This window comes from Halobacillus litoralis, from assembly GCF_020524025.1.
Lineage (GTDB): Bacteria > Bacillota > Bacilli > Bacillales > Halobacillaceae > Halobacillus > Halobacillus litoralis_D.
Genome location: NZ_JAIVKN010000003.1, coordinates 95,976 through 121,205, shown reverse-complemented (window position 1 = coordinate 121,205; position 25,230 = coordinate 95,976). Strand labels below are relative to the sequence as shown.

Below are 25,230 nucleotides of genomic sequence, written 5' to 3'. Positions count from 1 at the left end.
ATGAGACGAATGAAACCAATACGTGTACTTATTGCTAAACCAGGACTTGATGGACATGATCGGGGAGCACTTATTATCGCGCAAGCGCTTAGAGACCACGGGATGGAGGTCATCTATACGGGTCTTAGACAATCTGCTGTTCAAATCGCCCGTGCAGCCATTCAGGAGGATGTGGATGTCGTCGGATTATCTTCATTGTCAGGCGCGCATAAGTCCCTTTTTCCAAAAGTTGTGGAAGCGCTCGCAGATCAAGGGGCGTCTGATATACCGGTAATTGGCGGGGGAGTGATACCTGCTGAGGATATCCCATACTTAGAAGAAAAAGGCGTTCAAAAAATTTTTACTAGCGGATCACCAACAGATGCAATCGCCATTTATATTAAGCAGCTGATTGATCAAGAAACAATTGAATCCCCTAATAAAATCGCTCATATCGGGATAGCTGTTGAAAGTATCGATGCTGTCCTGCCATTTTATCAGCATACGCTGGGGCTTGAATTAGCAGCTGTTGAAGAAGTTCAATCGGAACAGGTTCGTGTGGCCTTCCTAAGGATTGGAGAGACCATGTTCGAGCTGTTAGAACCGCTGAGTGATGAATCATCCATTCAAACTTTTTTAACGAAAAAGGGCGAGGGAATTCATCATATTGCTTTAGAAGTTGAAGGAATTGAAAAGCGTCTCAAGCAGTATAAGGAACAAGGGATACGACTCATAAATGAAGAACCAAAACCAGGGGCTCATAATAGTCAGATTGCTTTTATACACCCGAAAGCTTCAAACGGTGTGCTTTTTGAACTATGTGAGCATGGAAAAGAGGATTGATTGAGAGTGGATATTTTTGATAAGATCAATGAACTTTATGATAAACGCCGCCAAATTGAGCTGGGTGGTGGAGATGAACGGATTGATAAACAGCATGAAAAAGGCAAGTGGACAGCCAGGGAAAGAATCCAATATCTGCTGGATGATGATACGTTTATAGAATTAAATCCATTTATTGAACACCGTCATGATGCGTACGGAATGGATGGGAAAACGGCCCCGGGAGAAGGTGTGGTCACGGGTTTCGGTAAAATTGATGGCAGGGACATCTATTTGTTCGCTCAGGATTTCACCGTTTACGGTGGAGCTTTAGGAGAAATGCATGCAAAAAAAATAGCAGCAGTGATGGATCTTGCTGTTAAAAACGGGACTCCATTCATTGGTTTAAATGATTCTGGGGGAGCACGGATTCAGGAGGGCGTCTCTTCTCTTGATGGTTACGGCCAGGTTTTTTATCGTAATTCCATTTATTCCGGCGTGATTCCACAGATTTCAGTCATTATGGGTCCTTGTGCCGGCGGAGCTGTCTATTCTCCTGCTATTACTGACTTTGTTGTTATGGTTGAAAAAACCTCACAAATGTTTATTACGGGTCCAAAAGTAATTGAGACCGTTACCGGGGAACAGATCAGCGCTGAGGACCTCGGGGGTGCAGGTGTCCACAACCGTTTAAGTGGAAATGCTCATTTAAAAACAGAAGATGAAGCATCTGCTTTAGATGCCGTGAGAGACCTGATCAGTTACCTTCCTCAAAATAATAAAGAGAAGACGCCGCTCGCTGTGGTGGAGGACTCCGATCACTTCAGGCCTGATATTACCGATAAGATTCCTTTTGATCCTGTTCGTCCATATGATGTCAGGGTGATAATTGATGAGGTAGTTGATGAAGGTTCTTTTTTCGAAATTCACAAGGATTTTGCTAAGAACATTGTTGTCGGATTTGCTCGCTTAGCAGGCCGGACAGTAGGGCTCGTCTGCAATCAGCCCAAGTATATGGCAGGCGGTCTGGATATTGACTCTAGTGATAAAGCTGCACGTTTCATCCGTACATGTGATTCTTTCAACATTCCATTAGTAACCTTTGAAGATGTTACAGGCTTCTTCCCGGGAATTAAACAAGAGCATGGTGGAATTATTAGACACGGTGCCAAAATTTTATATGCCTACTCAGAAGCCACTGTACCTAAACTTACAGTAATCACCAGAAAAGCTTATGGCGGTGCTTATGTTGCCCTGAACAGTAAATCGATAGGCGCTGATCTCGTTTATGCATGGCCGAATGCAGAAATTGCTGTTATGGGACCAGAAGGAGCGGCGAATATCATTTTTGCTAAGGAGATTAAAGAAAGTGAAAATCCGGAAGAGACGCGACAAAATAAGATTAATGAGTATCGGGAAAGGTTTGCTAATCCGTATGTAGCTGCAGGTCTGGGGATGATTGATGATGTCATTGACCCTCGTGAAACAAGGTCCGTATTGATTAAATCTCTCGACATGTTAAAGAATAAACAAGAGGACCGTCCTTACAAAAAACATGGGAACATTCCTCTCTAATTGACACACATCTTCTGTTCCGCTAACGTACTAAGAGGAATGTGTTACATACGAAGGAGGAAAACATCATGGCAGCGATCAATAAAGAACGTGTCCTTGAAGAGTTTTTAGAATTAGTACAAATTGATTCTGAAACAACACAGGAAGCGGAAATTGCAAAAGTATTAAAAATGAAATTTGAAGGCTTAGGTCTTGAGGTTCTTGAAGATAATGCAGCAGAGGTAACAGGGCATGGAGCGAACAATTTAATCTGTAACCTGAAAGGATCCAAAGAGGGTGTAGATACGATTTATTTCACATCTCACATGGACACTGTTGTTCCTGGTAATGGCATAAAGCCATCTATAGAGGATGGGTATGTCGTGACGGACGGTACGACAATTCTGGGTGCTGATGATAAAGCAGGAGTAGCAGCCATTCTTGAAGCGATTCGTTCTTTAAAAGAACAGCATGTGGAGCATGGCGATATTCAGTTTGTTATTACTGTTGGGGAAGAAAGCGGCCTTGTTGGTGCTAAAGCGCTCGACAGTTCTATGATGAAAGCAAAGTATGGCTATGCCATTGATAGTGATGGACAAGTGGGCAATATTATTGTTGCTGCTCCTACCCAGGCGAAAATTAATGCGGTCGTAAAAGGGAAGACAGCTCACGCAGGTGTAGCTCCTGAAAAAGGTGTGTCAGCCATAACACTCGCTTCACGTGCTATTGCTAAAATGCCGCTCGGTCGTATTGATGAAGAAACAACAGCTAATATCGGTCGTTTTGAGGGTGGACAGAAAACGAATATTGTCTGTGATCATGTGGAGATCTTAGCAGAAGCCCGCTCGCTGGATCCGGCTAAAATGGAGGCTCAGGTTGAAAAGATGAAGAAAGCCTTCCAGGAAACAGCAGAAGAAATGGGTGGAGACGTTGATCTTGATGTACAAATCATGTACCCGGGTTATAAACAAGAAGCTGGAGACGAAGTAGTGGAAGTGGCTCGAGCTGCAGCAAAAAGAATTGGCCGCGAAAGTGAACTGTTAACAAGCGGCGGAGGCAGTGATGCCAATGTTATTGCAGGTCACGGTGTTCCGACAGTCAATTTAAGTGTTGGTTATGAAGAGATTCACACCACTAACGAGCGTATGCCGGTAGGTGAACTTGAGAAAATTGCAGAATATGTAACAGCCATTATTGAGGAAGTGGCTCAATAATGGAAAGGTGCTTCCTGTATTTAGGAAGCACCTTTTTATGTTATAATTTTAGAACAAATGTTCTAATGGAGGAAGGTCGTATGGCTTCAAAATGGTATCCCAAAAAAGGACGCGTCATTTTTCACGTCGATATGAACAGTTTTTATGCTTCTGTGGAAATGGCTTTTGACCCCAGTCTTAAAGGAAAGCCTCTTGCCATCGCTGGTAATCCGGAAGAAAGACGGGGAATTATTGTGACTAGCAGCTACGAAGCCCGGAAATATGGAGTGAAAACGACAATGCCCCTTGGTGAAGCAAGACGACTCTGTCCAGATCTTATTGTTATGGGCCCCACATTTGAACGTTATCGTACGGCTTCAAAAGAAATATTCAAAATACTGGCTGATGTTACCCCTCTTGTGCAGCCTGTATCCATTGATGAAGGTTATATGGATATCACTGATTGTGCAGAACAAGGGTCCCCTCCTGAAATTGCTGAACGAATCCAGACAAGGATTTTAGAAGAACTAGACCTGCCATGCAGCATTGGTATTGCCCCTAATAAGTTTCTGGCAAAAATGGGTTCTGATATGAAAAAACCCTTAGGTATTACAATTGTGAGGAAAAGGGACCTGGAAACTAAGCTTTGGCCGTTACCGATTGAAGAAATGTATGGAGTCGGTGCTAAAACTGCTGAGAAGCTCCGTAAGTTAAATATTGAAAGGATTGGTGATTTAGCGGTACATCCTGTACTTGATCTGAAAAGTGTTCTTGGGATTAATGGAGAACGACTGCGGAATCGCGCAAACGGGATAGACGACCGCCCTGTTGATCCGGATGCTGTTCATGAATTTAAGAGTATTGGTACGTCCACCACTCTTCCTGATGATACAACCGATGACGACGAGATACAGACGGTCATTCGCCGCCTGTCGAATAAAGTGGAAGCACGTATGAAGAACAAAAAAGTGCTGGCTAGAAATGTACAATTGATGATCCGCTACCATGATAGAAAAACAATTACACGAAGCCGGCAGCTGCGTGAATTTATTCATACCTCAGATGAGCTTTTTCATACGAGTATGCAATTATTCGATGATCATTGGAATCAGCAGCCTGTCCGTTTGTTGGGAGTGACAGCGAGTGACCTGGCAGAAAAGTCAGAAGTCACTCAGCAGCTTGACTTATTTAATTATGAGCAGTATGCCAGCAAAGAAAAGCTTTATAAAACCATTGATGATCTTACTGAAAAATATGGGAAAAATGTGTTTCGTGACTTAAATAATCCCTCTGATGCTCAAGTATCCACAAGCTTTCAAAAAGATTTTTTAGATGACTTCAAAAAATGATTTCCAGGCATGAGTCCTTCCTTTATGTTTCATACTAGACAATGAAGGGAGGCATTTTAATATGGGTAGAGATCGACAGGAGAAGAAACTGAAGAATTCAGGGAAGGTTCAATCCGATCGTGATCAGCGCTTAAGTTATCCGGGTGCAACCATGATGGAGGGACCGGAGGAAGCACGTAAACGAAGATAAGAAACAAGGAGGCGGATTTTCATGGGTGGACGTCGCATGGGACCGAAACAGCAAGAACAACCGAATTTACCTCTTGGACCAAAGCAGGCGTATGGCGAGCCGGCAAAAGGTTCTCATAAAGTGAAAACCGCAAAACATTCGCGTCAAAAACAAAAATCATCACACGATATGTAAGAGAAAAGGCAGCCAAGTGAGGCTGCCTTTTTTATTATACTTTAACGTTTAAAAGCAAGATGAATATATATCGTGAAATCCTTGTTTTTATATAACACGATTTATTCATTTAATGGTAATAGAACCATAAATCGTTTATGGTTTGTACTCATAGTTCTTCGGTTTCTGTTGATAATAATGAGTGAGGAGGTTGAGAATTATGCCAGAGCGAATTGTCGCAGTTAAGAAAAACGGACAAGGTAGCATTGTTGAAATGCAGCTGTCGTCAGGACAAGTGGTTGATTATAAACAAGCACATGAAATGGCGCGCAGTGGTGAACTGGAACACGTGAATTTAATTCGAGGCAAAGATGGAGAAGACCATCTGCGCAGTGAACCAGATGGCATACAATCCAACAATTTGGACAACCTTCCATCATTTTAAGAAGAAGACCCGGGCAGAGCTGTAAGCTCAGCCCGGGTTTTCTTTTTTTGTATATTGGGGTTTTTCTTATTGATAGGAAAAGCGGACCTGTACCTGCATCACACCTGGTGAAAGATGCCAAATGAATGAACAAATAATGAAATGAATATATATATAGAGTTCAAAAATAAGTTGACTTTTATAAGCGTTATTGTACACTGAAAATGAAATATACTTTCGGTAAAATTACAAAACTTTTGATGAGGATGATGGGATGATGATCTTCACGGACAAAGTAACAAAAACCTATCAAAGTGGAGAAGTAACGATTTATGCGTTAAAACAAGCATCGATAGAGATTCCTGTGAGTAAGATTGTTGCCATCCTTGGACCTTCTGGTTCGGGAAAGTCAACACTCTTAAATGTGATCGGCGGGATTGACCGATATGACTCAGGTTCCATTCAAGTGAATAATGGAACCCTCGAAAACTTGAAAGATCGACAGCTGACAGAATACAGAAGAAACAACGTTGGTTTTATATTCCAACAATACAATCTCATACCCACATTAACAGTCAAAGAGAATGTGGAAGTGGGGCAGGAGTTAAGTGAGAACCCTCTAGAAATGGAGGATATCCTTCAAAAAGTCGGAATGTGGGATAAAAAAGATAAATTTCCCTACCAGCTTAGCGGAGGAGAACAGCAGCGTGTGGCTATTGCGCGTGCCCTTATTAAAAATCCACGGCTTTTATTATGTGATGAACCTACGGGGGCATTGGATGAAGAGACTGGGAAGAACATTCTGAAGCTGCTTAAGTTTGTGAATGATCACTACGGGACAACGATATTGATTGTAACCCACAATCAGGGAATCGGAGATATGGCACACATGGCGATCCGTATGAGCAGTGGAGAGATTGTGGAATCATCTCATAATGAAACCCCCTTGGACCCTGAGAAGGTGACATGGTCATGACTCTCAAGAAATCTATTTTTCGCACGCTAAAGGAAAATAAATTCCAATATGCTGGAGTAATCGTTTTGCTCGTACTTGCGGTTATGCTTTATATTTCTTTATCAATGGCGATAACGACGCTGGAAGAGAGGAATAAACATTTTGCTTCTGATTATAAGCAGGAATCCTTCCATTTCATAACAGGAAAAAAATTAAGTTATGACCAGTTGTCTGCGTGGGAAGATAAGTTTGATATTACATTAGAACAAAGAACATACAAGGATCTTTCGTTAGATGAAACTACATTAAGGCTTTTCTCAAAAACAGAACAGGTGAATATTCCTTACGTAGCTGAAGGTACAGTGCCAGAGGAGGAAGGGGAGATAGCTATCTCCCGTGTTTATGCTGAAAGAAATGGCTATCATGTAGGCGATAAGATCGATATCGGGTCCCTAAAGGCGGAAGTAACAGGCTTCGTTTATCTTCCGGACTATATTTATATGGTGAGTCAGCTGACGGACTTGCTGAGCGATGCTGAAAAATTCGGGATAGGGATCGCTTCAGAAGAAACGCTTCAACAGTTAAAAACAAGCGGTCAGTCCCAAATTTTAGGTTGGTCAAAAAACGATGTTTTACCAAAAGGTTTACGTGAGGTTGTTGAATCAGAAACAACACTTCTTCAGTACGTTGAAGCAGGGGACAATCCACGGATTCAATTTGTTGAGTCAGAGATTGATGGAGCGAAGACTATGACCACTACGCTTCCTCTTTTCATTCTTGCCCTCTCCATCACTATGGTGCTTATGCTGATGAAGCGCCGGTTGGATATGCAGCGAAAGGAAATCGGAACGCTTATGGCGCTTGGTTATAGAAAGGGTGAATTGCTGCGGCACTATCTAGGTTATGCCTGGATTATTGGATTAACTGGCACGATCGTGGGTATCCTCGCTGGTGCAGGGTTATCAATTCCTTTATCCAACATTTATGCAAACTATTTTAATTTACCTGCACTTTCAATGTTTGAATTTGAGCCTTTCGTTCTTGTTATCGGACTGGTCATTCCTCTTTCTCTTTTGATCTTATTAACAGCTTTAGTGATTAATCAATCACTAAAAGCAGAGCCTCTTACTTTACTTCGACCGAAAGAAATGGCAGGCGGTAAGAAATCCTGGCTGGAAAACCTTCCACTTATGAACCGAGGCGGATTCATCCACCGCTACCGCCTGCGCTTATTGGTAAGAAGCAAGACGCGGAGTTTATACATCTTTTTAGGGGTTATGTTTTCAACAATTCTTCTCCTTTTTGGGTTTATTACTTTTAATAGTATGGATCAAGTAGTGGAAAAGACTTATGAGGATATACTGACCTATGAGTATGGCGTGTATTACAAATCGCTAAAAACAGAAAAGGTCGCAGGTGAAGCGAGTCCATTTATAATGAATGAAATAAAAGTAAAAGGCGAGGATACAAAAATCACTGCGTACGGAATGGAAAAGGATACGCCATATATCCAGCTGCTTTCTGATGGAAAACCGTTGAATACCAAGTTATCGGAAGGCGCTGTACTTAGTGCTCCTTTAGCGGCGGTATTAGGCGTTGAAGGCGGGGAAGAGCTCACCCTTGAAATTGGGAATGACGACACAATTACGGTGAAGGTTGCAGGCGTTTCTGACCTTTATATTGGGAATACCATTTACCTCCCAAGGAGTCAACTGAATGACTTTTTGAATTACCCACAGGATGCATATACGGGTGTGTGGCAGACTGAGGAGCCGGTAGAATCCGATGACATTTATCGAATAGAAGATAAGCAAAAGGCAATGGAAAGCTTTGAATCGACATCAGGGGCAACAAGAGCCTCTGTCCTTGGAATGTCGGTGTTTGCTGTAATTATCGGACTAATTGTTCTGACCTTACTAACTAATTTAATAGTGGAGGAAAATTCTCCATCGATTTCACTTTTTAAAGTCATGGGATATTATGATAGCGAGGTTTCCAAACTGGTTTTAAATGTCTATACACCTATCGTATTCCTTTCCTATTTTGTATCCATTCCTATCGCTGGTTTAAGTTTGGAGCAGACGATGAACTCGGTTGTTGAAGAAACCGGCTTTATCCTGCCGACAGATGTTTCCTGGTGGATGGTACTCCTTGGCTTTGTTGTGATTATGCTTACGTATTGGCTTTCTTTAACTTTATCAAAACGAAAGCTCAAACAAGTCTCATTACAAGATGCACTAAAGAAACAACAGGACTAAAAAAGACGTTTACGGCCATGCCGTAAACGTCTTTTTGGTATATATGAGGCGTCTGGGTTGGGAAAAACAGCAAATGTCTGTTTATCCGAAAAAGCGCTTCATCATGGCTAGTCCGAATGAGGAACTGGGATAACGAAAGCTTTGATCGAATTTAGTGGTCTGCTTAGTAATGCTCTTTTCATGTGTGAATGTCTCAAAGCTTGCATAGCCATGATAGTTTCCTATTCCACTTTCGCCAACGCCTCCAAAAGGAAGGTGGGGATTGATAATGTGATAAAGAGTATCATTGATGCATCCCCCTCCGAAAGAAATGTTTTGTAACACGTGCTGTTGGTCGTTTTCGTTCTCTCCAAAGTAATAAAGAGCCAGCGGTTTTGGACGGTTATTGACCTGTTCTATTACTTCATCAAGATTGTCGTATGTTAAAACTGGAAGGACCGGGCCGAAAATCTCATCCTGCATAACGGTATCTGACCAGGTGATTTGATCTAGAATAGTGGGGGAAATTTTATGCTGTTGTTCGTCAGTGGTTCCACCTTCTACAGTGATTCCAGATTCCAAGTAAGAGGATATTCTGTTAAAGTGAGATTCATTGACGATTTTGGTATAGTCTGGGTTTTCCAGTGGATTTTCCCCGTAAAATTCATGAATATACTTTTTCATAGACCGGATAAGTTCTGCTTTCACTTCATGGTGCACATACAAATAATCCGGTGCTATACAGGTTTGTCCGGCATTTGTGAATTTCCCCCAGACAATTCGTTTGGCAGCAAGATCGATGGACGCATCCTTATGAACGATGGTTGGACTCTTTCCACCAAGCTCAAGAGTGACAGGGATTAATTGTCTGCCTGCTTTTTCCATTATGATCTTCCCGACAGGTACACTTCCAGTAAAGAAAATATAATCAAGTGGTTGATCTAAAAGTTCCTGTGTCACTTCTTTATCACCTTCGACAACGGCGATAAGGTGAGGAGGGAAATATTGCTCAATCATCTTTTTCAACACCCAGGATACGGTGGGGGTCAGTTCGGATGGCTTGAGAATGACCGTATTTCCAGCGGCAATGGCGCCAACCACTGGAGCCAGGGACAGCTGAATTGGATAATTCCAGGGTGCGATAACAAGAACAGTCCCATAAGGTTCTTTTTGAATGAAATTCTTTGAGCCTGTGTGGGTAAGAGGGGTTTTAACTTTTGTCGGCTGCATCCAGGATTTTAACTGCTTTATGTGATGATCGATTTCACTTCTAAGAAAGGCGATTTCTGATGCATACGCTTCATATTCTGATTTGTTCAAATCAAATTTCAGGGCGTTCATGATCGGTTTTTCGAAAGTTGTCATCATCTTTTTCATTTTCAACAGCTGCTCTTTTCGAAATGTGTAGCTTCTCGTGTGTCCTTCTTTAAACCAGGATTTTTGCTTTTCCACAATGGTATTCATACGTGAAGCCTCCTTAGTGATTTCGCAAAATGCGGTGCTGATAAAAGTCATGAGCAATGGTGGTGTTCGGAAAAATGGTTTGCGCCTCTTTCAACAGCTGTTCAACGGCTTCACCTTGATAGCGGGAAGAAAGGTGATTAAGAATTAGTTCTCCTGCGCCGGCGTCCTTGGCTAATGTAGCTGCCTGCTTTACGGTTGAATGAAAGTAATCGTAGGCCATTTCTTCCTCTTCGCCAGCAAACGTTCCTTCATGTACTAATACGTCGGCATTCTTAAGAGCATCTGCCAGTTCAGGTATGTAGCGTGTATCTCCAAGAATAGCCACTTTACGGCCTTTTTTCGAAGGACCAAGAACATCTTTTCGCTGTATTGTCCGACCATCTTCAAGCTTTGTTTCCTTCTGGTTTTTAATTTGCTGATAGACAGGACCGGGTTTAATTCCAAGTTCTTTTAGTTTATCTGGCTGTAGTTCTCCCAATTTATCTTTTTCCTGTAAAATATATCCATAGCTTTCGAGGCCATGCTTTAATTTAATTGCTTCTACAATAAATTGTTCATCTTCAAACAGCTGTCCTTCTTCAACCTCTTCGACATATAGAGGATACCTTAAGTGAGTCCCGCTGATGCGGAGGCTAATATCAATGTATTCCCTTAAACCCCTGGGGCCGTATACGGTTACGGGAGTTTCGCCGCCTTGGAAAGACCGGCTGCTTAATAGTCCAGGTAAACCATAAATATGATCACCGTGTAAGTGGGTGATGAAGATAGCTTCGATCCGCCGGGGACGGATATTCGTATTTAAGATTTGTTGCTGCGTTCCTTCTCCACAGTCAAAAACCCATGTCGTTCCTCGTTCTTCAAGCATACGAAGGACAAGGGATGAAACATTTCTTTCTTTTGATGGGACTCCTGATCCCGTTCCTAAAAAAAATAACTCCATAGCAAACACTCTCCTACTTCTAATATCATACCACCAGACGACTGAGAACACACTTGAAATGGTATGAAAAAACCTGCTGGAGCTTATCCAGCAGGTCTCTTCCTTATTAAGATCAGAAGCCAGTCGATTACGTAAAGAAGAGCACTTCACTGCATCGCTAGTCTCATGCTTGTCGTGTCTATCAGGGCTCTTACGCTTTTCTCATGTCCAGCTCCAGAGCCCAGCCACTCGAGGTCATAAGTCAATCGATTACGTAAAGAAGAGCACTTCACTGCATCGCTAGTCTTATGCTTGTCGTGTCTATCAGGGCTCTTACGCTTTTCTATTTACCAGGCTCTTGTGTATTGTCTTGGTCCTTCGAGTGGGTAGCCGAGTTCGTCGGCGGCCTGTTTAGGCCAGTATGGGTTTCTAAGCAGGGCGCGGGCTAGAAAGATTAGATCAGCTCGTTCGTTTTGCAATATTTCCTCTGCTTGAGTCCCGTTTGTAATAAGACCAACAGCTCCGGTGTCAATCTGGGCGCCTGCTTTAATTTGTTCAGCAAATTTCACTTGGTATCCTGGATAAGGTTCGATGGCTGCAGGTACGACACCGCCTGAGCTGACATCGATAAGATCCACACCCTGGGCTTTCATTTCTTTGGCGAAGAAAATAAAGTCATCCATTGTATTACCGTCCTCATGGTATTCTTCACCTGAAATACGGACAAATAATGGCCCATCCCATTCCTCCTTCACAGCGGTAATGGTTTCTTTTAGGAAACGGTAGCGTTTTTCACGGGATCCTCCGTACTTATCCGTCCGGTGATTGGTAAGCGGAGATAGAAACTGATTGATTAAGTAGCCATGTGCTCCATGCAGTTCGACAATATCAAACTCTGCTTTTTTAGAACGTGCGGCGCTTTTTCGGAAAGCTTCAATTGTTCTGTGAATATCGTCTTCCGTCATTTCAGTTGGAACGTTCATCGAACTGCTGAAAGCTTCAGCGCTTGGGGCGAAAATTTCGCCTCGTAAATTGGCTTTTCGTCCTGCATGGGCCAGCTGAATGCCTGCTTTTGCCCCGTGGCGGTGAATCGCATCATTGATATCTTTTAACCCTTCAATATGAGCATCATTCCAAATACCGAGATCCTCGTGCGAAATTCTACCTTCAGGTAAGACAGCAGTAGCTTCTGTAATGATCAATCCAACTTGTCCAGCTGCACGGCTTTCGTAATGGGCCAGGTGAAAAAGCTGGGCATGACCGTCCTGGTCGTCCGCTGAGTACATGCACATCGGTGACATGACGATTTTATTTTTCAGTGTTACGTTTTTTACTGTATAAGGCTCAAACAGCCGTTGTTTCATGATTTGTCCTCCTCGGAGTCTTGGAAAAAGTGCTTTAATTCCTTAATTGAATATGTAGTGCCCCGCCACTCAATTCCTCCACGAATCCACGTCAGGAGTAATGCTCTTGCTAACATATAGACAAAGAGCAGTGCGAAAACCGGCAGTCCGGCAATCAGCCACTTGGAGTAATTCGTAAAGGAACGTGTAGTTAACACATATAAACAAAATAACAAAAGGATATTTATTAAGCTAATCATTTGAATTTTAACATCAGGCAGAAATACAAAAATAAAGGGCAGGAATTGGGATACAAGTACGCCGAAAAAAGCAAAGAGAGCTAGTGGAATAGAGTAGTTAAGACCTGCAAATGCATTCTTCTCAAACCCTCGTAAAGCAGCCGGTACATCAGTGTACCATTCGACAGACAAGTCTCTTAATGCCGTAACAAGACGCTGTTTGTATCCTGCTGCCTTTACTTTTTGGCCAAGGGCTAAATCATCATCCGGACGTAAACGCAGAGATTCATGTTTTCCAATGGCTTCATAGCACTCTTTAGTAATAAGCTGAAAAGCACCGACCCCCATCCCGCCTTTTCTATTATCCTGGTTAGCCGTCCATGGACGCTTCAAATAACCGAATCCAAAAAGAAAATACGATAGTAAACCGCGTAAAAACATCGACCGGGCTTTTAAATCCGGGGCAGCAGTAAGGTGATTCAGCTCCTCATTCTTCATAAGTGTAAAAGCCCGGGCTGCGGCCCGGGGCTCAAAGTGTATATCGGCATCTGTAAATAGAAGATAGCCGCCAGAGGCCTGCTCAGCCCCCCGGTTAAGGGCGTAATTTTTCCCTAACCACCCGGATGGAAGGTTATCTATGTGTACAGCGTGAATATTCGCATGCTTTTCAGCCATCTTTTCAATGATATGGCCTGTTTGATCTTTAGAACGGTCATTCACAGCCACGATCTCTACCTTAACGTCCTTTTGGTCAACGAGTGATTTTAACGTATCTTGAATGGATGTTTCTTCATCTTTAGCAGCAATGATAATGGAAATCTGATCATCATAAGGGACAGGGGTGACAGATTCAAGGTCAGGAATCCGTTTCATCCCTCTCCAAAAATCCACCAATAGTATCCCCCAGAAAAGGGCGAGAATGGAGTATAACCAGAAGATCATTTTATCTTTGCCCCTTTTCCCACAGCGTACGATATTCGATCGCTTGGTGGGGGACATCAGTGAATAGAGCATCTATACCGAGGTCGTAGCATTTTTTCATCATGGCAGGCCTGTTGACGGTATAGATTCTAAGAGCCAATTTCTCTTTGCGGCAGCGTTTAACAAGTCTTTTATCAAGAAGTCTATGTTTAACATGCAGAGCATCTGCTCCTATCGACTTTGCATACTGAGGCAGGCGTCTCATCTTTGTAGAGGTAAGAAAAGCGGTCTCAACAGAAGGGTTTATTTCTTTCATACGAAGAAGAGAATCAGAATTAAAGCTGGAAATAACTGTTCGATCTAAGACATTGTGCTTTTTGAGAGAATCATAGACAATCTGCTCAATATTTTTGTATTCAATGACGTTGGTCTTCAGTTCCACGTTGAGAAACATAGGCTTGTCACGAAACCAGCGTAAAAACTCGTTCAATGATACAATGCAGGTATCAGAAAATTTAGAAGAAAACCAGCTCCCTGCATCAAGGAGACGCAGCTGGGCATATGTATAGTCTTGTACGAATCCTTTTCCGTTTGTTGTTCGTCTCAGGTTTTCATCATGGATGAGAACAGGGATGTGGTCTTTTGTAAGCTGGACATCTGTTTCAATGCCATCAGCACCAGCGTTGCGGGCCAGTTTAAAGGCGGGCATAGTATTTTCAGGAGCCAGTTTGCTCGCTCCTCTGTGAGCATAGATCAAAGTTTTCACCAAAGGATCTTCACCTCTTCCGGGTAGGCTCTTTGAGTTTGATTGTGTTTGATAATCCAGGAAAAGTCAATAAGGAGTGTGACCTCATGAGTATGTGGCAAACGAAAGATCAGCTGACAGACTTACTATGTTCCCTCGTCGAGTATCCCAGTATTACAAACAGCGACGAGGAAATCGCCATCATTGAATACTTATATTATATTTTAGAGGATCGTGATTATTATAAAAAACGCCCGGGTCACTTAAAGTTACATGCCTTAGATGATGGCCGTCAGTTGATGACTGCATTAGTGAGAAAAGGGGAGTCAAAAGACACCCTTGTGTTAATTGCTCATGTTGATGTTGTCGGGGTGGAGGATTATGGATCCTTTCAAAACCTGGCGTTTTACCCAAGGGATCTCACTCAGGAGCTGCATAAAAACACCGATGATTTACCTAAGGAGGCTGCCAAAGACCTAGAAGCCGGCAACTGGTTGTTTGGACGTGGAACGATGGATATGAAAGCCGGTTTGACGGTTCATTTATCCCTTCTGGAAAAAGCCATGGGCGGAGAATTTGATGGGAACCTCTTATTAGTCGCAGTTCCTGATGAAGAGGTAAACTCAGAAGGGATGCTGGCGGCCCTGCCGGCCCTTCAAAAGATAAAAGAGGAAGAAGGACTGACATTCAAAGCTGCTCTCAACGGCGAGCCGATGTTCAGTAAGTATCCAGGTGATCCTGCCTACTACCTTTACACAGGATCGATCGGAAAAGCGCTGCCTGGCTTTTTGTGCTATGGAAAGGAAACCCATGCAGGCGAGCCGTTTGGGGGATTGAACGCAAACTTAATGGTCAGTTATCTTACGCAGGAAATGGAACTGAATGAAGCATTTATTGAAAAAGTAGGGGCGGAGCGTACGCCGCCACCCATAAGCCTGATGCAGAAAGATACGAAGTATGAATATTCCGTTCAGACTCCGCAGGCAGCAGTAGCCATGTTTAATGTTCTCTATATGAAGCAGACCATTAAAGAATTAAACGATAAACTTCTGCAGGCGGCCCAGAGGGCAAAAGCAAAAATCATCAACCATTATCATCATCAGGCATCCTTTTATTTAGAAGGAACGCAGACATCTTCCTTTCATCCGGAAATTACAATTTTGACTTATGACCAGCTGTATAAGGAAGCTGTTGAGCGCTTTGGAAAAATGGAAGTAGACCGGCGGCAGCACCGTCTTATGAAGCTGCGTGATGAAGGGGATCGTGATTTTTCAACAACCCTTGTGCAGAGTCTTGCTTCATTATGTAAAGATATCAGTCCTATGATCGTTCTTTTCTACAGTCCGCCTTTTTATCCGTCTGTATCATCCCATCATGATCCTATGATTCAACATTGCGCTAAAGTTGCAATGGATTATGCAGAACGTGAATATGGAGAAGAACTTGAAGAAGTGGAATATTTTCCTGGTTTATCCGATTTGAGTTTTATAGGTCCAACTTCCAGTTCATCCTCTCTTTCAGATTTGACGAAACAGATGCCGATTCACGGCAATGGTTTTGAATGGCCGTCAGAGGTGATGGAATCTATCACAATGCCTGTCATTAATATCGGTCCTGTTGGCAGAGACGCTCATCAATGGACAGAGCGTTTGGAGCTTACGTACAGTTTTGAGAAACTTCCTAAAATCCTGACACATACGATCCATGAATTTTTTAAATGGCAGGGTGAATCCTGATTTTTGTTGGTTTTCAAGGGGGAGGAAGGCTGATAAGTTGAACTTGTAATAGAATTCTGTTCATCCAAATTTTATTCTGAATTCCTCAATAAGTGTGATTTTCTAGTAGAAGGTGTATCAATAGTAAATTTTAATAAGTGAATAACACTAAGAAAAGCTTCTATTGGTTCTCCATTCAATAGGAGCTCTTTATTTCACCACCATTTAGAAAGTTTTGTGTCAAATGAATAATTTGGTAGGATTCTTTCATTAATGAATGATGTATGTCTGGAGGTGTTTCATTTGACGGAACCTGTCTTATATATTGATCAAGTTGACCGTTCAAGTCTTGCTTTAGTAGGCGGGAAAGGGGCGAATTTAGGAGAATTAAGCAAAGCGGGATTTCCGGTGCCTGGAGGGTTTTGCGTAACTACTCAAGCCTATCAAGATTTTATTTCAAATAGTACAAGAATGGACTCACTACTAGACGAGCTTGATCAGTTAGGATCCGATAACCTAGAACAACTGAGAGTTTTAGGGAAGCGTATTCGCGACCACTTTCAGGAAATGACAATGCCTGAAGATTTAATGAAAAGTATTCTTCATGGATGGAGGAAAGTTGGTCAAGAGCATTTCTATGCTGTTCGGTCAAGCGCAACAGCAGAAGATCTGCCAACAGCTTCTTTTGCCGGCCAGCAGGATACGTTTCTAAATATAAAAGGAGAAAGTGATCTATTAAAACATATCCAATCTTGTTGGGCATCGTTATTTACAGATCGTGCGATATCTTATCGGGTCAAGAATAATTTCGACCATAGAAAAGTTCATTTATCGGTTGTGGTACAACGTATGGTCCAGCCTGACCGTTCCGGGATTATGTTTACATCGGATCCTGTAACAGGGAACCGGAAAGTTGTCTCCATTGATGCAAGTTTTGGCTTGGGTGAAGCTTTAGTGTCAGGCATAGTCTCTGCTGATTTATACAAGGTGAGGGAAAATAAAATCATTGAAAAGACGATCTCAGAAAAAAAGGTGGCGGTCTTCTCATTGCCTGAAGGAGGCACAACAAAAAGAGATCTTCCAGAAAAGCAGCAAAAGAAACAAGCCTTGACAGATGCTGAAATTTTAGAACTTGCCAGAGTGGGAGGCGAAATAGAAAACCATTACCAAGGTCCTCAAGACATAGAGTTCTGTTTTGAAAATGGGGAATTATTTATCGTCCAAAGCCGTCCTATTACTTCTCTGTTTCCATTATCAGATTTACCCTTAGAACCTGTCCGTGTATTAATTTCTGTCGGTCATGTGCAGGTCATGACAGAGGCCTTTAAACCACTTGGTATTTCTGTATTTCAAAATTTACTGCCAACAGGATTTTTTAGAACTGCAGGGGGAAGGTTATTTCTGGATTTTACTAGTTTACTTCAATATAAAATAGGAAGAAAATTGGTTATTCAATCGTCACGGAATATGGAAGAATCCATTAGTCGTGCAATCAGTGAGTTTGTAGAACGACCAGAATTTGTGAATACCAAACAAGATAAAATGTCTGTCGGACCTATAGTGAAAACTTTTATTCCTGTTGTTAAAAAGTTGTTATTCATTGCTTTCAAAAATGATCCTTCTATGGCTGAACAGCATGTAGAAGAAGTAATGAAAGAATTTAAATTAACCGTTCAACAAGATTTAAGCACTCTTAATGGCACAAAAAGATTAAAAGCTGTTCAGAAGCATTTGCAGCATGTAAGGAAAGTCTTTCTGCAGATTATGCCTTATCCAGCAGCGTTTATTGTTTCCTCCCAATTACTAAAGAAATCATTAGAGCGTGTAATGGGAAACGATCAGGAAATCTATGCGTTAACAAAGTCATTACCTGGAAACATTATGAGTCAGATGGGGTTAAAACTTGGAGAACTGGCTGACATTGTAAGGAACTATCCAGAAGTGGAAGGTTATCTGAAAACAGCGGAAGATGACACGTTTTATCAGGGCTTGAGAGGCTTGTCTGGTAGTGATGAATTCTTAACCGTATTCCAGGACTTCTTAGATAAATATGGTATGAGGGGACCGGGTGAAATTGATATCACACGTCCAAGGTGGAGAGAATCCCCAACCTTAATTGTGCCCAGCATACTGGGAGATGTTAGAAATTTAAAAGAAGGCGAATCCAAAACCAATTTCCTGAGAGGGCAGAAAGAAGTAGAGGAAGCGAAAAAGCGAATTTTCGAAAAAACAGGCGATCGCGGATGGAAATATAAGCGTATGAAACGCTTGATTGACGTTTACCGTTATATGGGGGGCCTTAGAGAACATCACAAGCATTTGCTGACTATAATTTTAGATTTATGTAAGCAGGCAATATTGGAAGAGGCTGAAAAACTGCTTAAGGAAAATAAAATTACTGATGAAAAAGATGTCTATTATCTGTCTCTTGATGAATTAATCGAATTGTCAGAGGACGGTTTCGCGGAAAATGTTCAAGAAAAAGTAAGGGAACGAAAAAAACAGTTTGAATGGCATAAATCATTCAAACCACCTGGAGTCATGACAACAGAAGGGGAGATTATCAAAGGTGCACCAAGAGAAGGCGACTTCCCGAGTGGTGCCCTGATTGGAAGTCCTGTATCTTCAGGAGTAGTTGAAGGGACAGCGAGAGTCATTTCCTCACCGGAAAAAGCCAATTTAAACGAAGGTGAAATCTTAGTTGCCTCACATACGGATCCTGGATGGACCCCATTATTTCAATCGGCAGGAGCTGTAGTTACTGAAGTAGGCGGGGTCATGACACATGGGTCCGTAGTAGCTAGAGAGTATGGTCTTCCTGCGGTAGTGGGCGTTGAAGATGCTATGACGTTGATTGAAGATGGACAGAAGGTCCGCGTCGATGGAGATAAAGGATATGTTGAAGTTTTAGTAGACGAAGATCAATAACTGAACAGCTGTATGACTTACTATCAGGCTTTGTTAAAACTTAGTGGTGTTATTTTATATTAGGTTTGTTCAAGTTGAGTGAAAGCGGGTTTTTCACCAGTCATCCCTCCGTTTACCAAACGTAACGGCGCATCCAAATGATTATGTCTCAGCTTCTAGTTTTCCATATAAGGGGCTTATATGAAACAATGAAAAATCAACAACAGACTTTAACAGAGCTTATAACTATGTAAAGAAGGTCCAGACAGTACTGTCTGGACCTTCTCCGTGTTTATTATCCGTTGTAAAAGAACTCTGCGCCTGGGCCAATCGGAAGTCCTGTCAGCATCCAAATCAACAGCATAACTATCCAAATGACGGAAAAAGCGATTGAATAAGGAAGCATCGTTGAGATCAATGTCCCGATGCCCACTTTTTTGTCATACTTCTGAGCGAATGCAATGACAATCGCAAAGTATGGCATCAACGGCGAAATGATGTTGGTTGTTGAGTCTGCAATCCGGTATGCCAGGGTTGTAAGTTCCGGTGAGTACCCAAGCTGCATCATCATTGGTACGAATACTGGAGCCATAATCGCCCATTTAGCGGACGAACTTCCTATAAACAAGTTAATGAATCCAGCAACGAAAATAAAGGCAATCAGCAGACCAATACCAGTAAAGCCAATGGAGTCAAGGAATTCGGCACCGCTCACAGCGATGACTTTTCCAAGGTTTGTATGGTTGAAATAGGCAACAAACTGCCCGGCTGTAAAAGCCAGCACAATGTAAATCCCCATGGATGCCATTGTTTCAGACATTTGGTTGGCCACATCTTTATCGTTCTTAATTTCTTCCGTGATTTTTCCATAAACGTATCCCGGAATAAAGAACATAATCAAAATAACAGGGACAAGACTATGGAAAAACGGAGACGCTAAGAAATCATCTGGGTTACGTAAGGGTCCCCATGTTGGGACGACCAAGAGTGATAGAAGGCCGATGGTTACAATAAAGGCAGTCAGTGCTCCGATCATTCCCTTTTTCTCAAGTGGAGAAATGTAATCCACTTCTTCTTTGACGCCGCCTTTGTACGTACCAAGGCGTGGCTCAACAATTTTGTCCGTTACAAGCGTACCGACGATCGTTAAAACGAATACAGATGCTATCATAAAGTAATAGTTCATCGTATACAGAATGGTATCTGCATAAGCCGGATCAATCGTTGCTGCTGCCTGAATTGTTAAATCACCAAGAAGCGGGTCGAGAGATGTCAATAACAAATTAGCGCTGAATCCTGCAGATACACCAGCGAAGGCAGCTGCAAGACCTGCAAGCGGATGTCGCCCGAGCCCTGCGAAAAGCACCGCACCAAGTGGCGTCAGTACAACATAACCGGCATCAGCGGCCATGCTGGACATAATACCCCCAAAGACTAAAGAAGCTGTCATAAGGGAACGAGGAACGGATGTGACAAGACCTCGCAGCATTGCACTGATTAATCCTGAACGCTCCGCAATTCCAATACCAAGCATCGTTACAAGAACCGTACCTAATGGTGCGAAGCCTACAAAGTTATCAACCATACTTTCAAAGATATATTTAATGCCGTCACTAGATAGTAAGTTAACGACTTGAAGCGTATCGCCTGAAGCGGGATCTTCCACTTCCACCCCTAGTGTAGAAAAAATCCAGGAAGCGATAATGACGAACAGCGCAAATAATGCAAACAACGTAACAGGGTGAGGCAGTTTATTTCCGACTCGCTCAATCCAGTCGAGCAGACGTATAGCCATCCCTTTCTTCTCTTGTTGTTCCATGAACTTCCTCCTTGTGTTTGTTTCTAGGTTAAATATTTTACAATGACGCGTTAAAGTATAAATAAATAAAAGCGCCATTTGAAGTCTTTTGGAAAAAGTGCAACTAGTAAGATATTTGTAAATTATAAGAGGAGAGTCAATTTTCAAATAGGGAGGAAAATGGTAGAAAAGCATGCTACAATATAAATAATGAACGATCATTCAGTTTGGAGGGAAGGTATGAAAACATTGAAGGATACAGTTATTCAAATGACACTCCCCACCCCCTATGCTGTGGGAGATGTCCATGTATATCTATTAAAGGGAAGCCGGCTTACAATGATTGATGCCGGGGTGAAAACAGAAGAGGCATGGACTGCATTACTGGACCAGCTTAAAGAGACAGGATACCGCCCTGAGGATATTGAGCAAGTTATTCTTACCCACCATCATCCGGATCATATGGGATTGGTAGAACGATTCCCAAATGCAGAACATGTTGCGGGTCATCCCAAATTAAGGCCGTGGCTGGAGAGAGAGAAAGCTTTCTTCCATCAGTACGAGCAGTTTTTTAAGGAAATGTATCTTGAATCAGGTGTACCTGAACGGTTTTATTTCTTGTTAAACCACTTGCGTAAACCTTTAAAATGGACGTCACAAGGATCTCTAACGCAGGAGTTGACCGAAGGTGACCGCCTTCCCGGGCATGAGGAGTGGATAACCATTGAAACTCCGGGTCATGCTCAAAGTCATATTTCCTTTTATCGTGAAGAAGACGGAGCTTTTATTGGTGGGGATCATCTGCTTGCCCATATTTCATCGAACCCCCTTTTGGAGCCCCCCTTTAGGAAAGGCGAAGAGCGCCCACGCCCCCTTTTGCAATACCGGGAGTCAATGGAAAAGCTTTTGGATAAAGACTTGGGTACGGTCTATCCTGGTCACGGCAAGATATTCAACCATGCCCCTGAGCTTATCAAAGAACGTTTAAAAAAGCAGGAGCAGCGCGCAGACAAAGTTTATCACATGTTTAGCGATGGCCCATTACGTGCATATGACGTATGTGAGCGTTTATTTCCAAAACATATAGAATCTCAATTTGGTTTAACCATGTCTGAAACGATCGGTCAGCTTGATTACTTAGAAAATACCGGAAGAATAGTAACGAATTTTAAACAAGGGGAAAAATTCTATAAGATGAATAGGTGATAGGATGAACGAACGTGTGAAGGGGAAAAAAGTTTTAATTACAGGCGCTTCAAGCGGAATAGGAGAGTATCTGGCTATTCACGTGGCGCGGGAAGGTGGTATTCCCATTCTCGCAGCCAGGTCGGATAAGAAACTTAATCTCATCGCTGAAAAGATTGAGGAGGCATTTGCGGTTACCTGTCCCTGGTATAAAGCAGACCTCTCGAATGATGCGGAGTGGAAAGATACCATTGATCGAATTTGTTATGACCACGGATCCATCGATGGACTGATTAACAATGCAGGTATCGCAGTATTTGCTAATGTGTCGGATTCCAATTGGCAGGATATCGATCGAATGCTCTCTGTCAATGTGAAATCGCTCTTCCGTACGACACATCAACTTCTTCCGCACTTATTACAGAATGGAGAAGGTCACATTGTAAATATCGCTTCGCAGGCAGGTAAAATCGCTACACCAAAATCAGCCGTGTATTCGGCAACAAAGCATGCCGTCCTCGGTTTTACCAATGCTTTGCGTATGGAAGTGGAGCCCCTCGGCGTTTATGTAACCAGTGTGAACCTCGGCCCCGTGAGGACCAACTTCTTTCAACAGGCAGACCCAAGTGGGAAGTATGAGAAGTCTGTCGATAAGATTATGCTGGACCCTAACCAGGTTGCCCGGACCGTAGTGGAACATTTGTTTACGAAGCAGAGAGAGATCAACCTTCCTTCCTGGATGGACTCCGGAAGTAAAGTCTATTCACTGGCGCCTGCAGCTATGGAAAAACTGATGCAGAAACAGTTTAATAAAAAATAAAGGGCGAAAAACCCTCTTCCTGTTTATAGGGAGAGGATTTTTTTGTGAAGAATCACGGCTTTGCTTAATCTTATTAGGAATCTGCACTTCAAAGTTGTGTGCAGATCTTAGGTGGTGCAGCAGCTCATGCGGCTTCAGATGATTAGAAGGAAAGAATAGAAGGAATTGGCACTTGCAGATACGAACATATATTCGCATAATAAGAATATACTAAAAAAAGGAGGTGGGGACGTGAATCATCCACGCATGGATTACAGCAGCTATCCAGATAGAGGGATTCTTTGTGTTGATATGAAGAGTTTTTACGCGAGCTGTGCTGCAGTGGATCGTGGTCTTGATCCGCTCACGTGTCCGCTTGCTGTAGTCGCTGATTTGAATCGTAGAGGGAGTGTGGTCCTTGCTGCAACACCTGCAATGAAAAAGAAGTATGGGATTCGTACAGGGAGCCGTTTATTTGAGATCCCTTCGTCACCGGAAATTGTCATTGTCTCTGCGCAGATGAGGAAGTACTTAGAAGTGTCGACTCAAATCACGAACCTTTTTCATAAATTTGTACCTAAAGAAAGAATCCATACGTACAGTGTGGATGAAAGTTTTCTTGAAGTCGGCGAAAACAGTGGGAAATTCGGTGTTCCTGAGGAAACCGCCCAAATGATCATTGATGAGTTGAAAGAAACGTTTCATTTGGACGCTGCGATTGGGATTGGCCCGAATATGCTGCTCTCAAAGTTGTGTCTTGATCTGGAAGCGAAAAAGACAGGAGTTGCCCGCTGGACATTTGACAACTTTCAGGAAAAACTGTGGCCTGTAGCCCCACTGTCGGAAATGTGGGGGATCGGCCCGAGGTTGGAGCATCGTTTAAACCGAATGGGGATCTGGTCCGTCGGCCAGCTTGCTAAATACCCGCTCGAGCGTCTTGAAAAGACATTTGGGGTGATGGGAAATCAGCTGTACTACCATGCAAATGGTATTGATTTATCAGATCCGGGGGCTCCAATCATTCACGGACAGGTGAGTTACGGGAAAAGCCAGATTCTGCTCCGTGATTATCATAAGCCGGAAGATGTAAAGTATGTCATTCTTGAAATGTGTGAGGAAGTCGCCCGCCGGGCCCGGAGAAAAGGACATGCCGGCAGAACAATCTCGCTTGGAATCGGATATAGCAAAAGTGAAGGTGGTGGAGGGTTTCACCGTTCAGTTTCCATCGATCAGCCGACAAGTATCACGATGGACATCTACCATGCCTGTCTTACCTTGTTTCACCGCTTTTATAATGGAGGCGTTGTACGAAAAGTGTCTATTTCCCTCAGCAAAATCACTGAGGATGCGAACGTTCAGCTGGACCTTTTTGACGATGGAAAAGATAAAAAAAGAGACCTTGGTTATGTGATGGATGAGATCCGTGATCGATACGGCCAAGATATGCTTCTGCGCGCTGTCTCCTGGACAGAGGCTGGTACCGCCAGGCATCGCAGCCGGCTTGTTGGGGGGCACTATGCTGAATAAAGAAACAAAACTATTGTCCTTAGCGTGAGGTTTTTTTACAATAGAGTCAACAGGAGGGGATGGATAATGAAATTACGAATCACCGATGAAGCCAAACAACAGCTCGAACACATTCAGGATTCTGAACGTCCAATAATCCGGCTTTTTTATGACACCGAAGGATGCGGGTGCGGTGTAAATGGACTTCCGACAATTCGCTTAGAACATGAAGAGCGGAAAACAGATTTTCGCGTGGAAAGTGAAGCTTACCCCGTCATTATTGATGATCAGCAGGCTATTTTTTTCAAGGAAGATATGAAACTTGATTTCGTGCGTGGGACGTTCCGTCTGTCAAGTCCGGATGGTATTTTGAATCCAATCATTCCCATCAAAGATGTAAAAGAAGGAGCGACGGTATGAGTAAGAAAAAGCAGGAAACCGGCTCTCTTGGCGATCAACTGAATGCCGACGTGCTATCTAAACTGAAATCGAAGAAAACAGAGCTCAAGCAGCAAGCCGAAGAGCGTGAAGCACAGGAAAAACAGCGGCGCATTGAGGAACGTAAGCGCCGGGAAGCAAATAAAAGCTTTGAAGAACTGTTAAATGAGAGTGACATGGACTGGAAGTCTTTTAAGAAATAGAGACTTCTCGTACCGCTGTTCTTCAATACAAGCTTTCTTAGGTGAAAATAGATAGAAACGTAAGAAATAAGTGCTCCTTGCCGGGGTGCTTATTTTTTTATGGAGTTAAAACTCATCTTCAATAACCGATTAATCAATGAAAGTTCTTTTTTGTGAAAATTGAAACATTCTGTTCAGCAAAGACGTATAGGA

General features: G+C 42.7%; 22 protein-coding genes. 16 read left to right on the top strand and 6 right to left on the bottom strand.

The window, feature by feature from the left end; genetic code table 11:
* The first annotated feature begins 9 nt into the window (after positions 1-9).
* The 9 genes from mce (at position 10) to LC036_RS12125 (ending at position 8,877) form a co-directional block, all read left to right on the top strand.
* Positions 10-822: a methylmalonyl-CoA epimerase gene (gene mce / locus LC036_RS12165; protein WP_226582843.1), complete on the top strand. Its 813-nt coding sequence runs from the start codon at positions 10-12 to the stop codon at positions 820-822.
* Between the two features lie 6 nt (positions 823-828).
* Positions 829-2,376: an acyl-CoA carboxylase subunit beta gene (locus LC036_RS12160; RefSeq protein ID WP_226583908.1), complete on the top strand. Its 1,548-nt coding sequence runs from the start codon at positions 829-831 to the stop codon at positions 2,374-2,376.
* Positions 2,377-2,444: 68 nt separating this feature from the next.
* Positions 2,445-3,569: a M20/M25/M40 family metallo-hydrolase gene (locus LC036_RS12155; protein ID WP_226582840.1), complete on the top strand. Its 1,125-nt coding sequence runs from the start codon at positions 2,445-2,447 to the stop codon at positions 3,567-3,569.
* An 80-nt stretch (positions 3,570-3,649) separates the two neighbouring features.
* Positions 3,650-4,897, top strand: coding sequence for a DNA polymerase IV (locus tag LC036_RS12150; protein WP_226582837.1), 1,248 nt, complete (start codon positions 3,650-3,652; stop codon positions 4,895-4,897).
* A gap of 61 nt (positions 4,898-4,958) precedes the next feature.
* A complete protein-coding gene (locus tag LC036_RS12145; RefSeq protein WP_226582835.1) occupies positions 4,959-5,087 on the top strand; it encodes a YpzI family protein in 129 nt (42 codons plus the stop codon).
* A gap of 21 nt (positions 5,088-5,108) precedes the next feature.
* Positions 5,109-5,261, top strand: a complete 153-nt coding sequence (locus tag LC036_RS12140; RefSeq protein WP_226582831.1) for a small acid-soluble spore protein P — start codon at positions 5,109-5,111, stop codon at positions 5,259-5,261.
* Positions 5,262-5,460: 199 nt separating this feature from the next.
* Positions 5,461-5,685 carry a DUF3892 domain-containing protein gene (locus tag LC036_RS12135; RefSeq protein WP_226582829.1) on the top strand — a complete coding sequence of 75 codons (225 nt, stop codon included), beginning with the start codon at positions 5,461-5,463 and terminating at the stop codon, positions 5,683-5,685.
* A gap of 256 nt (positions 5,686-5,941) precedes the next feature.
* On the top strand, positions 5,942-6,640 hold the full coding sequence (locus tag LC036_RS12130; protein WP_226582826.1) for an ABC transporter ATP-binding protein: 699 nt from the start codon (positions 5,942-5,944) through the stop codon (positions 6,638-6,640).
* Positions 6,637-8,877: an ABC transporter permease gene (locus LC036_RS12125; RefSeq protein WP_226582824.1), complete on the top strand. Its 2,241-nt coding sequence runs from the start codon at positions 6,637-6,639 to the stop codon at positions 8,875-8,877. Before LC036_RS12130 ends, LC036_RS12125 begins: the two co-directional genes overlap by 4 nt.
* A gap of 81 nt (positions 8,878-8,958) precedes the next feature.
* Here the strand turns inward: LC036_RS12125 and LC036_RS12120 are convergent, their stop codons facing one another.
* The 5 genes from LC036_RS12120 to LC036_RS12100 all read right to left on the bottom strand — a co-directional run bounded on the left by LC036_RS12120 (position 8,959) and on the right by LC036_RS12100 (position 14,508).
* A complete protein-coding gene (locus tag LC036_RS12120; protein ID WP_226582822.1) occupies positions 8,959-10,320 on the bottom strand; it encodes an aldehyde dehydrogenase in 1,362 nt (453 codons plus the stop codon).
* A 13-nt stretch (positions 10,321-10,333) separates the two neighbouring features.
* Complete coding sequence (gene rnz / locus LC036_RS12115) at positions 10,334-11,260, bottom strand: ribonuclease Z (RefSeq protein WP_226582819.1); 927 nt, start codon at positions 11,258-11,260, stop codon at positions 10,334-10,336.
* A gap of 326 nt (positions 11,261-11,586) precedes the next feature.
* Positions 11,587-12,603, bottom strand: coding sequence for an NADPH dehydrogenase NamA (namA, locus tag LC036_RS12110; protein ID WP_226582816.1), 1,017 nt, complete (start codon positions 12,601-12,603; stop codon positions 11,587-11,589).
* Positions 12,600-13,763, bottom strand: a complete 1,164-nt coding sequence (locus LC036_RS12105) for a glycosyltransferase (RefSeq protein WP_226582813.1) — start codon at positions 13,761-13,763, stop codon at positions 12,600-12,602. The genes namA and LC036_RS12105 overlap by 4 nt, the downstream gene beginning before the upstream one ends.
* 1 nt (position 13,764) lies before the next feature.
* The gene (locus LC036_RS12100) at positions 13,765-14,508 is read right to left on the bottom strand and encodes a glycerophosphodiester phosphodiesterase (protein ID WP_226583905.1); all 744 of its coding nucleotides are present in this window, start codon (positions 14,506-14,508) and stop codon (positions 13,765-13,767) included.
* An 86-nt stretch (positions 14,509-14,594) separates the two neighbouring features.
* Between LC036_RS12100 and LC036_RS12095 the strand changes: the two genes are divergently transcribed.
* The gene (locus LC036_RS12095) at positions 14,595-16,223 is read left to right on the top strand and encodes a M20/M25/M40 family metallo-hydrolase (protein WP_226582811.1); all 1,629 of its coding nucleotides are present in this window, start codon (positions 14,595-14,597) and stop codon (positions 16,221-16,223) included.
* 273 nt (positions 16,224-16,496) lie between these two features.
* Complete coding sequence (locus LC036_RS12090) at positions 16,497-19,130, top strand: phosphoenolpyruvate synthase (RefSeq protein ID WP_226583902.1); 2,634 nt, start codon at positions 16,497-16,499, stop codon at positions 19,128-19,130.
* A gap of 274 nt (positions 19,131-19,404) precedes the next feature.
* Here the strand turns inward: LC036_RS12090 and LC036_RS12085 are convergent, their stop codons facing one another.
* Positions 19,405-20,928 carry an AbgT family transporter gene (locus tag LC036_RS12085; RefSeq protein ID WP_226582808.1) on the bottom strand — a complete coding sequence of 508 codons (1,524 nt, stop codon included), beginning with the start codon at positions 20,926-20,928 and terminating at the stop codon, positions 19,405-19,407.
* Between the two features lie 219 nt (positions 20,929-21,147).
* Between LC036_RS12085 and LC036_RS12080 the strand changes: the two genes are divergently transcribed.
* The 5 genes from LC036_RS12080 to LC036_RS12060 all read left to right on the top strand — a co-directional run bounded on the left by LC036_RS12080 (position 21,148) and on the right by LC036_RS12060 (position 25,038).
* Positions 21,148-22,113 carry an MBL fold metallo-hydrolase gene (locus LC036_RS12080; RefSeq protein WP_226582805.1) on the top strand — a complete coding sequence of 322 codons (966 nt, stop codon included), beginning with the start codon at positions 21,148-21,150 and terminating at the stop codon, positions 22,111-22,113.
* Between the two features lie 4 nt (positions 22,114-22,117).
* Complete coding sequence (locus LC036_RS12075; protein WP_226582803.1) at positions 22,118-22,912, top strand: SDR family NAD(P)-dependent oxidoreductase; 795 nt, start codon at positions 22,118-22,120, stop codon at positions 22,910-22,912.
* 246 nt (positions 22,913-23,158) lie between these two features.
* The gene (locus LC036_RS12070; protein WP_226583899.1) at positions 23,159-24,418 is read left to right on the top strand and encodes a DNA polymerase thumb domain-containing protein; all 1,260 of its coding nucleotides are present in this window, start codon (positions 23,159-23,161) and stop codon (positions 24,416-24,418) included.
* A 66-nt stretch (positions 24,419-24,484) separates the two neighbouring features.
* Positions 24,485-24,817: an iron-sulfur cluster biosynthesis family protein gene (locus tag LC036_RS12065; protein ID WP_226582800.1), complete on the top strand. Its 333-nt coding sequence runs from the start codon at positions 24,485-24,487 to the stop codon at positions 24,815-24,817.
* Complete coding sequence (locus tag LC036_RS12060) at positions 24,814-25,038, top strand: YqkE family protein (protein ID WP_226582797.1); 225 nt, start codon at positions 24,814-24,816, stop codon at positions 25,036-25,038. Before LC036_RS12065 ends, LC036_RS12060 begins: the two co-directional genes overlap by 4 nt.
* The last annotated feature ends 192 nt before the right edge of the window (positions 25,039-25,230 follow it).

Coding starts and splice junctions, on each gene's coding strand:
- LC036_RS12065 (WP_226582800.1), top strand. CDS start 24,485: ATGAAATTACGAATCACCGATGAAGCCAAACAACAGCTCGAACACATT.
- LC036_RS12155 (WP_226582840.1), top strand. CDS start 2,445: ATGGCAGCGATCAATAAAGAACGTGTCCTTGAAGAGTTTTTAGAATTA.
- LC036_RS12070 (WP_226583899.1), top strand. CDS start 23,159: ATGGATTACAGCAGCTATCCAGATAGAGGGATTCTTTGTGTTGATATG.
- LC036_RS12150 (WP_226582837.1), top strand. CDS start 3,650: ATGGCTTCAAAATGGTATCCCAAAAAAGGACGCGTCATTTTTCACGTC.
- LC036_RS12075 (WP_226582803.1), top strand. CDS start 22,118: ATGAACGAACGTGTGAAGGGGAAAAAAGTTTTAATTACAGGCGCTTCA.
- LC036_RS12120 (WP_226582822.1), bottom strand. CDS start 10,320: ATGAATACCATTGTGGAAAAGCAAAAATCCTGGTTTAAAGAAGGACAC.
- LC036_RS12085 (WP_226582808.1), bottom strand. CDS start 20,928: ATGGAACAACAAGAGAAGAAAGGGATGGCTATACGTCTGCTCGACTGG.
- LC036_RS12145 (WP_226582835.1), top strand. CDS start 4,959: ATGGGTAGAGATCGACAGGAGAAGAAACTGAAGAATTCAGGGAAGGTT.
- LC036_RS12130 (WP_226582826.1), top strand. CDS start 5,942: ATGATCTTCACGGACAAAGTAACAAAAACCTATCAAAGTGGAGAAGTA.
- LC036_RS12140 (WP_226582831.1), top strand. CDS start 5,109: ATGGGTGGACGTCGCATGGGACCGAAACAGCAAGAACAACCGAATTTA.
- namA (WP_226582816.1), bottom strand. CDS start 12,603: ATGAAACAACGGCTGTTTGAGCCTTATACAGTAAAAAACGTAACACTG.
- LC036_RS12135 (WP_226582829.1), top strand. CDS start 5,461: ATGCCAGAGCGAATTGTCGCAGTTAAGAAAAACGGACAAGGTAGCATT.
- LC036_RS12105 (WP_226582813.1), bottom strand. CDS start 13,763: ATGATCTTCTGGTTATACTCCATTCTCGCCCTTTTCTGGGGGATACTA.
- LC036_RS12060 (WP_226582797.1), top strand. CDS start 24,814: ATGAGTAAGAAAAAGCAGGAAACCGGCTCTCTTGGCGATCAACTGAAT.
- mce (WP_226582843.1), top strand. CDS start 10: ATGAAACCAATACGTGTACTTATTGCTAAACCAGGACTTGATGGACAT.
- rnz (WP_226582819.1), bottom strand. CDS start 11,260: ATGGAGTTATTTTTTTTAGGAACGGGATCAGGAGTCCCATCAAAAGAA.
- LC036_RS12125 (WP_226582824.1), top strand. CDS start 6,637: ATGACTCTCAAGAAATCTATTTTTCGCACGCTAAAGGAAAATAAATTC.
- LC036_RS12080 (WP_226582805.1), top strand. CDS start 21,148: ATGAAAACATTGAAGGATACAGTTATTCAAATGACACTCCCCACCCCC.
- LC036_RS12095 (WP_226582811.1), top strand. CDS start 14,595: ATGAGTATGTGGCAAACGAAAGATCAGCTGACAGACTTACTATGTTCC.